The 13,919-nt window shown below is 72.5% G+C and carries 13 protein-coding genes; 3 read left to right on the top strand and 10 right to left on the bottom strand.

The genetic code is table 11. From position 1 onward, the window contains the following. Nucleotides 1–82: 82 nt before the first annotated feature. The 3 genes from ACYVOO_RS02295 to ACYVOO_RS02285 all read right to left on the bottom strand — a co-directional run bounded on the left by ACYVOO_RS02295 (nt 83) and on the right by ACYVOO_RS02285 (nt 2,758). On the bottom strand, nt 83–619 hold the full coding sequence (locus tag ACYVOO_RS02295) for a hypothetical protein (RefSeq protein ID WP_461013966.1): 537 nt from the start codon (nt 617–619) through the stop codon (nt 83–85). Between the two features lie 137 nt (nt 620–756). Next, nucleotides 757–1,656 (bottom strand): lysostaphin resistance A-like protein, encoded by a 900-nt coding sequence (locus ACYVOO_RS02290; RefSeq protein ID WP_461013965.1) that lies wholly within the window; start codon nt 1,654–1,656, stop codon nt 757–759. 157 nt (nt 1,657–1,813) lie between these two features. Then, on the bottom strand, nt 1,814–2,758 hold the full coding sequence (locus ACYVOO_RS02285) for an alpha/beta hydrolase (protein WP_461013964.1): 945 nt from the start codon (nt 2,756–2,758) through the stop codon (nt 1,814–1,816). A 74-nt stretch (nt 2,759–2,832) separates the two neighbouring features. Between ACYVOO_RS02285 and ACYVOO_RS02280 the strand changes: the two genes are divergently transcribed. Further along, nucleotides 2,833–3,441 carry a helix-turn-helix domain-containing protein gene (locus ACYVOO_RS02280; RefSeq protein WP_461013963.1) on the top strand — a complete coding sequence of 203 codons (609 nt, stop codon included), beginning with the start codon at nt 2,833–2,835 and terminating at the stop codon, nt 3,439–3,441. 58 nt (nt 3,442–3,499) lie between these two features. Here the strand turns inward: ACYVOO_RS02280 and ACYVOO_RS02275 are convergent, their stop codons facing one another. Further along, nucleotides 3,500–4,330 carry a DUF4232 domain-containing protein gene (locus ACYVOO_RS02275; protein ID WP_461013962.1) on the bottom strand — a complete coding sequence of 277 codons (831 nt, stop codon included), beginning with the start codon at nt 4,328–4,330 and terminating at the stop codon, nt 3,500–3,502. Nucleotides 4,331–4,479: 149 nt separating this feature from the next. Next, entirely contained in the window at nt 4,480–6,360 is a 1,881-nt protein-coding gene (locus ACYVOO_RS02270) for a serine/threonine-protein kinase (protein WP_461013961.1), read from the bottom strand. Nucleotides 6,361–6,437: 77 nt separating this feature from the next. Between ACYVOO_RS02270 and ACYVOO_RS02265 the strand changes: the two genes are divergently transcribed. After that, entirely contained in the window at nt 6,438–7,043 is a 606-nt protein-coding gene (locus ACYVOO_RS02265; RefSeq protein ID WP_461013994.1) for an RNA polymerase sigma factor, read from the top strand. Between the two features lie 105 nt (nt 7,044–7,148). Here ACYVOO_RS02265 and ACYVOO_RS02260 read toward each other — a convergent pair whose 3' ends face one another. Both ACYVOO_RS02260 and ACYVOO_RS02255 read right to left on the bottom strand, forming a co-directional pair. Further along, nucleotides 7,149–8,225 (bottom strand): CU044_5270 family protein, encoded by a 1,077-nt coding sequence (locus ACYVOO_RS02260; protein ID WP_461013960.1) that lies wholly within the window; start codon nt 8,223–8,225, stop codon nt 7,149–7,151. After that, on the bottom strand, nt 8,222–8,833 hold the full coding sequence (locus tag ACYVOO_RS02255) for an RNA polymerase sigma factor (RefSeq protein ID WP_461013993.1): 612 nt from the start codon (nt 8,831–8,833) through the stop codon (nt 8,222–8,224). Before ACYVOO_RS02255 ends, ACYVOO_RS02260 begins: the two co-directional genes overlap by 4 nt. Nucleotides 8,834–9,622: 789 nt before the next feature. Between ACYVOO_RS02255 and ACYVOO_RS02250 the strand changes: the two genes are divergently transcribed. After that, entirely contained in the window at nt 9,623–10,405 is a 783-nt protein-coding gene (locus tag ACYVOO_RS02250; RefSeq protein ID WP_461013959.1) for a DUF2637 domain-containing protein, read from the top strand. 80 nt (nt 10,406–10,485) lie between these two features. On the opposite strand, the gene ACYVOO_RS02245 is transcribed toward ACYVOO_RS02250, so the two are convergent. From ACYVOO_RS02245 to ACYVOO_RS02235, 3 genes are all read right to left on the bottom strand, one after another. Next, complete coding sequence (locus ACYVOO_RS02245) at nt 10,486–11,367, bottom strand: DUF5707 domain-containing protein (protein ID WP_461013958.1); 882 nt, start codon at nt 11,365–11,367, stop codon at nt 10,486–10,488. Nucleotides 11,368–11,524: 157 nt separating this feature from the next. Continuing rightward, a complete protein-coding gene (locus tag ACYVOO_RS02240; protein WP_461013957.1) occupies nt 11,525–12,688 on the bottom strand; it encodes a hypothetical protein in 1,164 nt (387 codons plus the stop codon). 240 nt (nt 12,689–12,928) lie between these two features. After that, on the bottom strand, nt 12,929–13,819 hold the full coding sequence (locus tag ACYVOO_RS02235; protein ID WP_461013992.1) for an alpha/beta fold hydrolase: 891 nt from the start codon (nt 13,817–13,819) through the stop codon (nt 12,929–12,931). Nucleotides 13,820–13,919 lie beyond the last annotated feature (100 nt).

The raw sequence follows: 13,919 nt of genomic DNA, 5'->3' as shown, positions 1-13,919 counted from the left end.
GTGCGTACCTCGCCGTTCAGAAGTGCCCAACGTAGCGCCGCCGCAGGCGCCTGAAGGTGATTTTTTCGCCGGGTGCCGCCCGTCACCCCGCGAGCGCCTCCGCGAGCAGGGCGACGGCGCCGACGGCCACTCCGTACGCCGGGACGGCCAGCAGCGGCCATGGCACGGGCCGGGGGCAGAGGACGCGGGCGTGAAAGGCGAAGTCGCGGTACTCGGGCATGCCTTCCGTACCGGGGAGCACCATGAACCGGGGCTGTACGGTGCAGAACAGCCACCAGTCCAGGACCACCAGGTCGAAGAGCACGAGGACGAGGTAGGAGACCGTGCCGAGGACGAACGGCGGCCAGAAGCCCAGGGGTTCACCGGTCCGGCCGTGCAGATCGAGGACCCCGGCCACCGGTACCGCGACGAACAGCGTCAGGTTCAGCAGCCCCGCCACGGACGCGGCCCGCTTGCCGCGCTCGCTCTGCCGCCCGTAGCGCTCGCGTATCGCGGCGGGATAGTCAGACAGCAGGGCGTCCCGGGCCACGACGAGGGTTCCCACGATGACCGCGGTGAACAGTGCCACGAACACGAGCGCGTACACGACGCTGACGCCTGCCAGCTCCCAGAGATCCATGACGCCACACCATAGACAGAAAGTTAGGTTTACCTAACCTCTTTTTCCCGGCTGCGGTGCACCCGGTACGTCCGTGCGCCCTATACGCCGATCGGCCGTCCCGCCCCCGGGAGGGCGGGGCGGCCAGGGGCCGGGGCTCAGGCTCCCGTGCGGGTGGCCTGGGGCGCCGGGACGGCGGCGTCGTGACGCTCGGCGGACTCGCGGGGCGCCAGGCGCCGGTGGGTCGCCAGCAGGAGCAGCGCGAGCAGCGTCTGGGTCGCGATGATGGCGCCCTGCACGAGGGGCGCCTCGACGCCCAGCATCGTCATGCTCCCGTTGGTCGCGAAGTGCACCGCTACGGCGGCGAAGACACCGGCGCGCTCGTAGGCGTAACCGGTCAGCAGCGCCATCGGGACGGTGCTGACCGCGAAGAGCAGGCCGCCCAGGGTGTCGAGACCCAGCTTCTGCTGGACGGTGCCGTCGATGAAGAACAGCGGCAGGTGCCATCCGGCCCAGACGACACCGACCAGCAGGCTGGTCAGGAAGCGGCCCATCGAGGCGCGCAGCCGGGGGTGCATCGTGCCGCGCCAGCCCGCCTCCTCGGACAGCGGTCCTGAGACCAGGATGCTGACGAAGAACGGCGCGGCGCCGCCCGCCGTCCTGAACAGGCCGTCGGCCGCCGACAGGTTCACGTCGGGGCCGCCCAGCGCACGGGCCAGCAGCGCGCCTCCCGCGACGCTCGCGACAGTGAGCACCAGCATCAGCGGCGCCCAGAACAGCACCCTCGGACGGGTGCGCACGGCGTGTTCCGGCGCGGGTTCCTTGCGTCGGGCCCGTCGGACACGGAGCGCGAGCGCGCCGAACAGCGGCCCGAAGGCGCCGAGCAGGTAGGGCGCGACGGCGGGCGCGGACATCGCCGTCCCGCCCAGCGCCATCGCGAGGGCCCAGGCGGTCCAGCTCGTGAGGAAGGTGACGGCCAGGAAGAGGGGGAGGCCGCCGCCGCGCCGACGGGTGGGGGCGAGGGCGGGGGCCGGGGCGGGAGTGGTGGTCGCGCTCATGACGTCAGTCCTTTACGGGGTTCGGGGGACGCGTGGATGCGGGCATGGGCGTGGGCATGGGCATGCCAAAGACAGGGCCGACACCGCCCCTGGGGCGGCGGGCCGGGTTCACAGGGCTGGAGGGGAGGAGGCGGGCCGGGGCGGCGCCCGGGGCCGGTCAGGAGGAGGCCGTGCGCTCCGTTTCCCGCGCCGTCCCTCCGGGCGTCTCGCCGAGCCGGCGCCCGAGCCAGTCGGCGACCAGCCCCAGCACGTCGGCGTCGACGGGCTCGCGCAGCAGCCGCCGGTAGGAGCGCACCGAGGGCGCCCCCTCGTCGCGGCGCAGCAGATGGGTGAGGCCGGGTATCCGGTGGACCTCGGCCCCGCCGGGCACCAGCCGTCGGATCTCGTCCAGGTCGGCGGGGTCGACCTGGAGGTCCTTCTCCCCCGTGACGGCCAGCACGGGCGCCCGCACGTCCGCGAGGTCGGCGCGGGTGTCGTGGCGCAGCATCTCCCGCATCCAGCGCGCGTTCATGGGCAGCAGCCCCGCCACGCGCGTCACGTCCGTGGTCGTGTGCTCGAGCCGGTCGAGCTGCCGGGCGACCAGCGCGCGCACGAGCCGCCGCACGGGCGCGGGGAGGCCGCGTGTGACGGAGCGGATCTGCCAGCGGAAGGCGTCCTCGCCGGTACGGGCGAACCCGGCCAGCAGCACCACGGCGCTGACGTCCGGCCGCGCGCCGAGGGCCATGGCGTGGAGGGCGCCCTCGCTGTGGCCGGCCACGCCGATCGCGTCGGCGCGGATGTCGGCGTGCGCGGCCAGTGCGCGGACCGCGGCGGCGGCGTCCTCGCGGTTGCCGGTGAATCCGGCCGCACGCCAGTCGCCGGGGGTTTCGCCGGTGCCGCGCCGGTCGTACCGCAGTACGGCGATCCCCTCCGCCGCCAGCGCGGCGGCCATCGGGGCGCCCAGGTCAAGGCGGAGCTTGGCGCTGTTGCCTTCGCGGTCGATCGGTCCCGATCCGTGCAGCAGCAGGACCGCCGGGTGCGGGCCAGGGCCCGCGGGCAGGGTCAGCGTTCCCGCCAGGGGCACCGCGTCGTCCGCGATGACCGTCATATCGATGTTGCGCACGCTTACGCCTCTCGTTTCCCGCCCTCATCAATCTCAACAGTGAGAACGTTATCAGACGTGAGACCATAAGCGTCATGACGAACGCGAATCTTCTTCTCCACCCCGTCCGGCTGCGCATCCTCCAGACGCTCGTCGGCTCCGAGCCGCTGACGACCGCGCAGTTGCGGGACCGTCTCCCCGACGTCCCTCCGGCGACGATGTACCGGCACATCGCCACGCTCACCAAGGCGGGCGTGCTGGAGGTGGTGGGCGAGAAGAAGGTGCGCGGGACGGTGGAGCGCAGCTATCAGGTGCGCCAGGACGGGGCGCTCGTCGACGAGGACGCGCGGACGGCGATGACGCCGGACGACCACCGGCAGGCGTTCACCGCGTTCTCGGGCGCGATGATGTCGGACTTCGAGCGCTACCTCTCCCGCGACGGCATCGAGCCCGCATCCGACGGCCTGATGTACCGGCAGGGCGCGGTGTGGCTGACCCGCGAGGAGTACGAGGCGCTGGTCGAGGAGATCCAGAAGGCGGTCACCTCACGCACCACGAGCACCCCCGGCGACGGCCGCACCCGCCATCTCGTCAGCATCGTCGTCGTGCCGGACGAGCTGGGCCAGGGCGCCGACGGCGACGACGGCGCCGACCGCGACGACCGCAGCGACCGCAGCGACCGCAGCGACCGCAGCGAGACGTAGCCCCGGAGCCCCCGAATCCCCCGGAGCCCTCAACGGCAACGGCCCTCGACAGCCCGGATCAGGAGCCCGTGCCCGCGGTGAGGGGGCCCACCTTGGGGACCGAGCCCTCGTTCGAGTTGGTCACGGGGTCGCCGTTCCAGGGGGTGGGCAGGGACGCCCGCTGGTCCGGGGGCGTGATGACGACCGTGGCGGGAGTGACCGTCTCGACGCCGGTCATCTGGACGTTGGCGAAGCTGAGCGGCGCCCAGGCGCTGTTCCCGGCGCTCAGCTCGACGGTCGAGGGCTGGCCCGGCGCGCGCGTCGGGTCGACGGAGACCTGCTTGCCCGCGCCGTCGACGAACGCCACACCCGGGTAGCCGTGGACGGTGCAGGTGCGGCCTGATTTGTTGGTGAGGATCAGCGCGTAGTTCTGCTGGCCCCCGCCCGGGTGGTTGGGGCCGACCGAAGCGTCCAGGTCCGACGCGAGGCAGGCGCCGCCCGCCCCGCCCCCGCCGCCGCTCACGGCCCCGCCCACCGCGCCGCCCTGCCCCTCGGACGCGGAAGGGGACGTTTCGCCGCCTCCCCCGGCCGAGCCGCCGCCCGAGCCCTTCTCCCCCTTCGCGGAGGACGGGCCAGAGCTGGGCTTGCCGCTCTTGGACGCCTTGCCGTCGGGGCTCTTGCTCGCGCCGTCCGACGCGTCGCCCCCTGCGGGCGCGGCCGTACCCGACACCTTGTGGGGCCCGGAAGCACCGGCGACCTTGTCGCCGCAGCCGGACAGCAGGGCCGCCGCCGCCAGGACCACCGCGGCAGCCGCGGTGAGCCGGACACGCGCACCCGGGCGCGCGGTGACCGGACCCCCGGCGGTGCCGGTAACCGGCCCCGCGGCCGGTATGTCCTGGTGCTGTGTCATGGTGCTGCCGTCACTTCCTGGTCGTTCCTTCACACGGTGGCCCCGCCGCTCGCGGCGTGCCACGCGCCCCGTATCCCCCGCCTGCCCCCACAGGCGTACACAAACACGCCACGTGGGCCCCGGCGAAAGGGTTCATGATCCGCTCAGGTTCATGAACCGCTCACCTTCAGGCTCCGCAGCACCGCGTCCGTGCGCTCGGCGCAGTCCGCGTCGCAGCGGATCTGCACATAGACCTGCGGTACGCCCTTCTTCTTCGAGGTGAGCCCGATCTCCCGCAGCGAGTGCCCCGGGGAGTCGCAGGAGGACCAGGAGCGGACGCTGCCGCGCCACGCCGAGCTGCTGTAGGCGCGGCTGCCGCCGTACGAGCAGCCGCCGTGCTTGATCCCCGCGACCTTGTCCGTCAGCGCGCTCGCCTTGGCGCCTTCGGCCTGCCGCACCCCGCCGGTGCCGATGAAGACGCCGCTGATGTCCGCCGTGAGGTCGGGCCAACTGCTCACGTCCTCCGCGACGAGCAGCCCTGGCGCGTGCTTCGTGCTCAGGCCGAGCGAGGAGGGGCTCCAGCCGGAATCCACCGCCTCGTCCGCCCACTCGGCCGGTACGTCGACGCTGACCCGCTTCGTGGAGTCGCTCACCTGGACCGTGCTGGCGGGGGCCGGGCCGTCGTCGTTCTGCGTGATGGCCACGCCCAGGGCCGCCACCAGCGCCGCCGCCACGACACCGACCACGACGGCCTTCCCGCGCGCCCGGCCGCGCCGGGTGCTGACGCCGGAACCGGAGCCGGAACCGGAGCCCGGCGAGGAGAGGACCTCGGCGGAGGACGAGAACGACGACGGGGACAACTGGGGCGACGGGGAAGCGGACGGGGAGGGGGCAGCGGGCGGGGGCGGGGGCGGAGACGGCGCCGGAGACGGGCTCGCGGGCGGGTGCTCGGCGACCGCCTTCTCCGGTTCCGGCGCGGGCGCGGGCGCGCGCTCAGGCGCCGGTGAGGGCGCGGACTCGGGCGCCGGTGAGGGCGCGGACTCGGGCTCGGGCTCGGGAACCGGTGAGGGCGCGGGTTCCGGTACGGGGGAGGGTTCCGGCACGGGGGACGGCGAGGGCGGTGCGGGCGGTGCCGGCTTCGGGGCCGACTCCGGCTCCGCTATGGAGGACCCCCACCCCCACAGCGAGGACGGCTCCCCCGTCGGCACGGGGGACGCGGGAGGCGCGGGAGACTGCGCTTCCCCCGCACCCGCGGCGACCTGCTCCGCGAGCGCGTCCAGCTCCTCCGCGAACGCCGCCGCGGTGGGCCAGCGGTTCTTCCGGTCGGGCTCCATGGCGCGGGAGACGGCGTGCACCACCCCGGGCGGCAGCCCCTCGCGCAACTGGTCCAGCGGCATGACCTTGTCGGGCGAGGCCGGTACCGTCCCGGTCATCAGGTGGTACAGGACAGCGCCCAGGCTGTAGACGTCGGCGCGGCCGTCGATGCCCTCGTACGGCTCCGCCTGCTCGGGAGCCATGTAGCCGACGGAACCCGCCACCACCGTCAGCCCCGAAGCCTGCGCGAGGTTCTTGGCGAGGCCGAGGTCGGAGACCAGGACGCGTTCCCGGCCCGCGGTGCCCCCGCCGGCCAGCAGCACGTTCGACGGCTTCAGATCGCGGTGCACGATCCCCGTCTCGTGCAGCCCCTGGACGCCGCGCGCCACCTGCGCCATCAGCTCCAGTGCCTCGGAGACCGGGAGGGGGCCCGCCATCATGCGGTCCTCGACGGTGCCGCGGTCGGCGTACTCCATGACGAAGTAGGGGCGCTCGTCGCTCAGTTCACCGATGTCGAAGACCTGGACCACGCCACCGGCCGTCGCCTTGCGCAACAGCCGTGCCTCGTCCAGGAAGCGTTCTCGGATATCCATGCGGAAGGCCCAGTTCTCGGCCATCACCTTGATCGCGACGGGCGCCTGGAGTCTGTCGTCGTGTGCCAGCCATACGACGGCGAAGGCCCCCGCCCCGAGACGTCGCTCCACTCGGTAACGGCCGATCTGATCAAGTGCGGGCATGCCCCTTATGATGCCTTGATGTGTCCACCGCCTCAGCAGACGCCGTGAACGAGCCAGACAGGCCCGACAAGACCGACATACCCGGCACCCCCGGTCCGGGTACCGGTGCGCGAAAGGGTGCCGGTGGTGAGGACACCGAGGCCCTCGCCACGCGTGCCGCCGCCGGTGACTCCGCAGCACTCGATCAGCTCCTACGGGCGATCCGCCCCGAGATCGTACGGCGCTGCGGCCGTTTCCTCCTGTTCCGCGAGGACGCGGAGGAGGCCGCACAGGACGTGCTGCTCCAGGTCGCGCGCAACATCCACCGCTTCGAGGGGCGCAGCCGCTTCAGCACCTGGCTGCACACCGTCGTCGCCAACTGCGCGCGCCAGAAGTACCGCGAACTGAAGCGGCGCTCGGCCGAGCAGCCCCTCGCCTCGCACCCCGAGTACGAGAGCGGCGCCCCCGACCCGCGCACGACCAGCGTCATCGCCGGTTCGCGCGTGGACTTCCTGGAGGCGCTGGAGAAGCTGGACCGCGACAGCCCCCACCTGGTGGCCCCGCTCGTTTACCGGGACCTGTGCCAGATGGACTACGCGGAGATCGTCGACCGGCTCGGCATCCCGCTCGGCACCGTGAAGTCCCGCCTGCACCACGCCCGCCGTCAGATCCGCCCCTGGCTCTCGGGCAGCTCCGACGGCTGACGGACGGGGGACGCGGCGCCGACGGTCACGTACCGGCCGGCCTGACGGTTGTCCGACGGGCGCGGGGCCGGGCCGCACCCGGCCCGGCCCCGCGCCCGTCCCGCCTCAGCTCCCCTTCGTGGGCCGGGCACCCTCGGTGTCGACCACGGCCTGGTCATGGATCGCCTCGCCGTAGAGCAGTGTGCCCTTCTCGCCCTGGACGGTGTCCCTCGTCAGATAGGTGCGCGCGCCCAGGTAGGAGAGGTCGTCGGCGTCGAAGACCCACTCCGAACGCTCCCCGTGCTCGGTGTCCTCGCGGGCGATACCCGTGCCCTTGCGGCCTGTGACGTCGCGCGCGTCGGGAGCCTTGGTGACGCCGGGGATGCGGGCCGCCGCCTTGAAGAAGGCCGCGGCGTTCTCCGGCGGCATGATCTGCCCCGAGACGAGAGAGCGGATCTCGTCGAAGACCACCTGGTCGTGCTCCTGCGTGTCCGACTCCGAGGTCTTCGCGTAGAGGTACTTCAGCAGCGCGTCGGGGTCCGTCGGCAAGGAGGCGAACCAGCGGTACGTGGGCCGGTGCAGGCCCGCCGGTGTGCCGTTCTCCTCGCCCAGTTCGGGGTTGATCGGGAGGCTCTCGCCGTCCTGGCGGACGAGCCCGAGCTTCTTGAGGGGCCCCGAGCGCTGCGGGAGCCAGATCTCCCGCTCCTTCAGCGGATCCGTCACGGCCTTTCCGCTGGTCACGTCCGCCTCGCGGAACGAACTCCTGGTGTAGACGAACTGGTCTTCGCGGACCGTCTCCGCTTCGGTGGACATCGCCGCCTTGGAGATGCGGCCGAGCAGCGCGCCCGCCTGCCCCGAGCCCTCCGTCGCGGAGGCCGTGTCGCGCGCGCCGCCGCCGTTCCCGCTCCCGCTCCCGTCGCCGCTCAGGGCGAGCCCCGCGGTCAGCGCCCCGGCCAGCGCCAGCGCGGTCACCGGCATCAGGAGCGCTGGACGCAGCAGCCGGGCGCGGCGGCCGGAGGGGGTGGCGCCCGGCTTGGCGGCGGCCTGGTCGCGGTCGTGGTCGATCTCGTGCATCAGGCGTTCCCTGTGGTGGAGGTGGCGCCCGCGCGTAAGGTCCCCGACGGGGGGCGGGGGCAGCAGCCTGGCCACTTCCCCTGCCACGTCGTCGGTGACGGGACGGGACGAGCTGGCGTCGTCGTTCATGCGGTTTCCTCCCGCTCGGACAGGGCCGCGAACGCGGCCTCGCTGCTTACCTCTCCGCGGCCCCGCCGCCGTTCCCCGTGCTCTTCCTCCTCGCTGAGCCGCCGCAGCCTGGCGCGGGCGCGGGACAGCCGGGAGCGCACCGTGCCGACGGGGATACCCAGCGCCTCGGCGGTCTGCGCGTAGTCCAGGCCCGACCACACGCACAGCGTCAGCACCTCCCGCTCGGACCGCCGCAGACGGCTCAGCGCGGCGTGCACGGCGGCCAGCCGACGGGCGTCGTCGACGCGGCCCGCCGTCTCCTGCGCGAAGTCCGCCACCGTGGGCGGCTCGGCGCGACGGGCCAGGAAGGCGAGCCGTCGGCGCAGCGCGCGCTTGGCGTTGTCCGCCTTGTGCGTCGCGATGCCCAGCAGCCACGGGCGCGGCGACCCGCCGTCCGGTTCCAGCCGCTCCCGGGTGCGCCAGGCGGTCAGGAAGGTCTCGGACATGACCTCCTCGGCCGTCGACCAGTCGCCGGTCAGCCGGAGGGCGTGGTGGTAGACCGTCCTCGCGTGGTCCTCGTACAGGTCGGCGAACGCCTGCCGGTCCCCCGCCCGTATGCGTCGGCGCAGATCACCCGCGTCGCCCGCGTCTTCTGGATAGCTCACACCCGTTGTCTCTCCGCGATACGGGCGGAGTTCCTGTGATCCACGACACATTCCACCGGTACGCCGCTACGCCCCTTCGCCGCTCCGTTGTCCGTCATGTTCTCGTGAACGCGGGTTCCCGAGTCCGAGGGATAAAGTGCGCGAAGAGTTCACTTGCCCAAGGGGGCGGGCAGCTGCGAAGTCCGGGAAATTCCCCCGCAGTTCGCCGCGCCGTGGCCGCGCGCTGGCGGCAACGCAAGCGGAGGCGACGGTGAGAGCGATGCGGGAAGCGGGTCCGTGCCGCCTTCGGGTGTCGGACACCGCGCTGACCGGGCGTGTCTCCCGGCGCGACGCGGTCGGCCCGTCCCCCTGTCGCCGTGCGCAGCGAGGAAGCGGAAGCCCTGCCGTCGCAACCGAGTGAATTCCTCAGACCGACGAGGATATTCGGAATCTCTTCACACCGGTGTGATTCACCTGGATGCCACGCACCTTCACTCATGTGCCGCACTACGCCTATTGCCATTGCTTCGTTTGCGTGAGTGTGACTACACCAGGCGAGGCAAACTCCAGCGACCCTGCGACTTCCGGTCTCTCCTTCCCCCCGGAGCACGGTGAGGGATTCTCCCGGTCCTTCCCCTCAACGCGCCCTGAAATGGCACCCGTTGCCCAACCACAGGACTCGGGGTCGTTGTTGGAGGTGTTTCTCGCCGCGCTGGGAGGCATCGAGGAGGAGTTCCACCAGCAGTGGTCCGCGCGGATGAAGGCCGGGCGCGCATGAGTGAGCCCTCGTACTACGGCGATCCCTACTGGACCCAGACCGTGGACCCTGGATACACGCCGACGCCTCCCCTCTACGAGGCGTATCCGCTGCCCGTACCGCCCGAGGACGACTACAGCACGGCCGAGTTCGCGGCGCCCGAGGGGGGCTGGGACTTCGAGGGGGAGCTGAACCAGCTGCTCGACGAGGCCAACGGGACCGGTGGAGCACACGGGGCCGGCGGCGCCCATGGCGCTGGTGGAGCACATGGCGCCAGGGGCGAGGAGCCGCCCGAGTCCGAGGTCGTCCGCCCCCGGCGCGTCCTCGCGGCGCACCGCCGCAAGCGCGTACGGCGGCCTCCGATGGAACTGCTGCTGCCGCTGCTGTCCTTCACCGTCGCGACGCTCTCGTTCGCCGTCTTCGCCGGGGTCAGCACGCTCGGCGGCATCGTCACCTACGCCCCGCTGCGCGAGCTGGCGGCGCCCGCCGTGGGCGACGTCGCCTCGTGGTGGCCGATGATCGTGCACGGCCCGTGGGTGGCCGCCTCGCTGGCCATCCTCCGCAACCCGACCATGCGCGGCAGGCACGCGAAGGTGGCCTGGTCGGTGCTGCTGCTGTTCTCCATGGTCACCGCCGCGCTGTGCATCGCCCGCGCGACGAAGGACTTCACCGGGATCGCCATCGCCGCGCTGCCGCCCATCGCGGCGCTGGCCTGCCTCCAGCTCCTCATCCTGCACATCGCCCCGCCCCGGCCCCGGCACGCGCTGCCGCCGCCGGGCAAGCCGCACCGTGCTTCCTGACGGGACCGGCTCCGGTTCCGGCAGCGTTGCCGTTGCCGGAACCGGAGCCGAGGCGCAAACCGAGGCGGAAACGGTGCCGGTTACCTCACGTCGACGTAGTCACCCGTGGCCTTGACGGCCGGAGTGGTCGAGGTGCCCTTGAAGTAGTAGCGCCAGTAGCCGTCCACGGTGGCCGTGGAGGTGGTGGACAGCTCGCCCTTGGAGTTGGTGGTGACCGTCTTCAGGGTGCCCGGGTAGGTCTCCTGGGACTTCTTGCGGAACTGGAGGTCGGTCTTCTGGACCGTGTAGCCGCGGTAGTCGCCGGTCTCCCAGTTGGCGCGGGTCAGCTTGCCCGTGACGGTGACCTTCTTGCCCTTCGTCACCGGCTCCGGCGCGGCGTTGACCGTCAGCTTCGAGTACCGCTGCACCTTGGTGGAGCCGTGGTAGTCGTTCCAGTACAGGTCGCCGTCGTTGGAGATGGCGCCGACGGTCACCTTCCAGGAACCGGCCAGGTCGTTGGAGTACAGGTCGACCTTCGGGTCGACCGTGACCGTGAGCTTGCAGGTGGACCTCGTCGCGGAGGACGCCGTGCAGGTGGCCTGCTCCTCGTTGGTGAAGATCAGCCCGTCGATGTTGTCCAGGTCGGTGCCGTGCCACAGGTCGACGGCCACGTCGTAGATCCCGGCGGCGTGCTCGGCCGTCACCGAGACCGTGTAGGTCTTGGCGTTGGTGGTGCCCAGCGCCAGCGCCTTGCCGGAGTTCACCGAGTACGAGACGATCCGCGGCTCCTCCGCCGCCGCGGCACGCGCCGAGGCGCCGTCACGCTTCGCCGCCTTCCCCCAGTGGTCGGCGGCGGTGGGCTTCTCGGCCCGCAGCCCCGAGCCTGATTCGTTCGCGGTCGCGACAGCAGGTGTCGCAGACGCCGCTATCGCGGCCAGACCCAGAGCACCGGTGGCGACGGCCACCGCAGCACGAGTGCGCATGTTTTCCCCACATTCAGGTATCAGCGAGTCTCCATGACTCTGCGGACAAGACCTGATGCGGGAGTGAATAGTTGTACGCGAAGATGGGTTTTCTGTGACCGACTTTGACCGACCGGCCGGTTCGCGTTCCAGGCCGGGGGCGGACGCGCCCGTTCCGTCACTCGTACATCACGTACTCCGGCTTCGGCCGCAGCTTCAGCACCTCCTCGGGCTCCATCAGACGGCTGCCGCCCTCGGCGTCCTCCTCGTAGAAGAGCTTGAAGCCCGTGTGCAGCCCGTCCGGCATGTCCTTGACCAGCTTGTGCCAGGTGTCGCGCTTCATGCCGGGTGAGCCGATGCCGTCGGCGCTCTTGATGAGGGCGACGCCGGGTTCCGCGCGCAGCTTCTCCTGCTCGGGGACGACGGAGACGGCGACCTGGTGGAAGACGAACGGCTTCTGCGGCAGGTCGTGCTTCTCGACCAGCTCCGAGAGATAGCGCGAGACGCCGTTCAGCTCGGGCCCCGCGGTCTTCCCGTAGGTGTCGCCCGGCTTCTCGCCCTCGCCCATGTCCCACTCCGGGTCGAGAGCGATGCCCACGTCGGGGTGGACGAGCCACTCGCGCAGCGCCTTGACCTCGTCGAGCGCGGAGGAGCGGCCGGGCTGGATGTTGAGCAGGAGCAACGCCTCGTGCTCGCGGGCCAGTTCGTGGAAGCGCTGGATGGTGTCGCCCGCTGTACGGGTGCGGTACGCGCCGTCCGGGCCCGGACCCGGATTCACGACGGTGGCCAGCAGTTCGAGCGCGGGCAGCGGCTCGCGGTCGCCCGCGTAGGCGCGCGCCTTCTTCTCGATCTCGGCGACGCGCTCGCCGGGATCGCCGGTGCCCAGTCGCCCGAGCGCGGCGGCGCCCGGCAGGCCGCAGTACCCGACCATGCGGTAGTGCGGGAACAAGTCCCGGCCGCCGCGCGGGAGTTGGGGCCGCTTACGGGTCCGCCGCGGCGACGGGGAGCCGGAGCCCGAGCCGGACCCCTTGTCCGAGGACGCGCCCGCGCCGGGCGAGGCGGACTCCTTGGCGGCGCCGTCCGCCGAGCCGCCCGCTCCGCCCGCGCCGCGCGAGGGCTCGGCGCACGCGGCGAGGAGCCCGAGCCCGGCGGCGGCCGAGCCCGCGAGCACGGAGCGGCGGCTCGTCGGCCTCCTGGCGGTACGGGCGGGTGGACGGGCGAGGTCGGCGGTACGGGCGGGCGTACGGGCGGGGCCCGCTTCCGCACCCGCGCCCGCGTCCTCCCTCCGCGCCGGGTGCCCGCTCTCCCGTGCTCCGGGTTCGCCGTGTGTCGCGCGCGCCACGTGACCTCCGTCCGTCGTCATCGTCGTCTGCCGTCGTCTTCCGACCGGGTGTTCCCCGTTCGACAGTGCTTCGCCATCTGCGCTTCTCCAGCGCGCCACCAGGCGAAACAACCCGACCGGCGGATCAGGCCAAAGCTCTGCCGAGAGAAATACGGCGCGGCCCCGCACGCATGAGCGGCCCCCGCGCGGGCAGGCGCGGCCCGGCGCCCGTGACGTCGAAGCCCCCGGCCCGCGCGCCGGTCAGCGCTCCCGGAAGAACTCCGTCAGGAGCCGCGCGGTCTCCTCCGGGGCCTCTTCGGGGAGGTAGTGGTCGCAGGGGAGCGCGTGGCCGCGCACGTCGGAGGCGTAGTCGCGCCAGATCCGCGGCACGTCGTAGTGGCGGCCGACGAAGCTGTGCCCACCCCACAGCGCGAGCACCGGGCAGTCGACGAGGCGGCCAGCGGCCGCGTCCTCGTCGTCGTGGACGAGGTCGATACCGGCCGCCGCGCGGTAGTCCTCGCAGGAGGCGTGGATCGCGGCGGGGTCGGAGAAGCAGCGCACGTACTCGTCCACGGCCCTCGGGTCGAAGGGCGTGCCGCCGTGGTGCCGGGCGCCCATCCGCGTCCGGATCCAGAAGTCCGGGTCCTGGCCGATGAAGTGCTCGGGGATGCCGTTCCCCGTCGCGAGGAAGAACCAGTGGTAGTAGCCGAGCCCGAACGCCGCGTCGGCGTGCCGGAAGGCGTGCCGGGTCGGCACGATGTCGAGGACGGCCAGCGCCGAGACCGCCTCCGGGTGGTCCAGGGCGAGCCGGTGCGCGACCCGTCCGCCGCGGTCGTGCCCGGCGACGGCGAACCGCTCGTGGCCCAGCTCGCGCATCACCAGGAGCTGGTCCCGTGCCATCGCGCGCTTCGCGTAGGGCGCGTGCTCGGCGTCGGCGTCGGAGGGCGGCTTGTCGCTGTCGCCGTAGCCGCGCAGATCGGTGAGGACGACGGTGTGCCCCGCCGCCACCAGCGCGGGGGCGACCCCGTGCCAGATCAGGTGCGTCTGCGGATAGCCGTGCAGCAGCAGTACGGGCGGGCCCTCGCCCGCGACGCGTACGTGGACACGTACACCGGCGGCGTCCACGGTGCGGCGGGAGAAGCCGGGCAGCAGTGGCTGGGGCTCAGGGTGAGTCTCGGGGTGTGGCTCGGGGGGAGTCTCGGGGTGGGGCTGAGGCTGGGGGGAGTCGCTCATGGTCCCGATCACAGCAGTG

Source organism: Streptomyces daliensis, from assembly GCF_054782395.1.
This window is presented reverse-complemented; position numbering and strand designations above follow the sequence as displayed.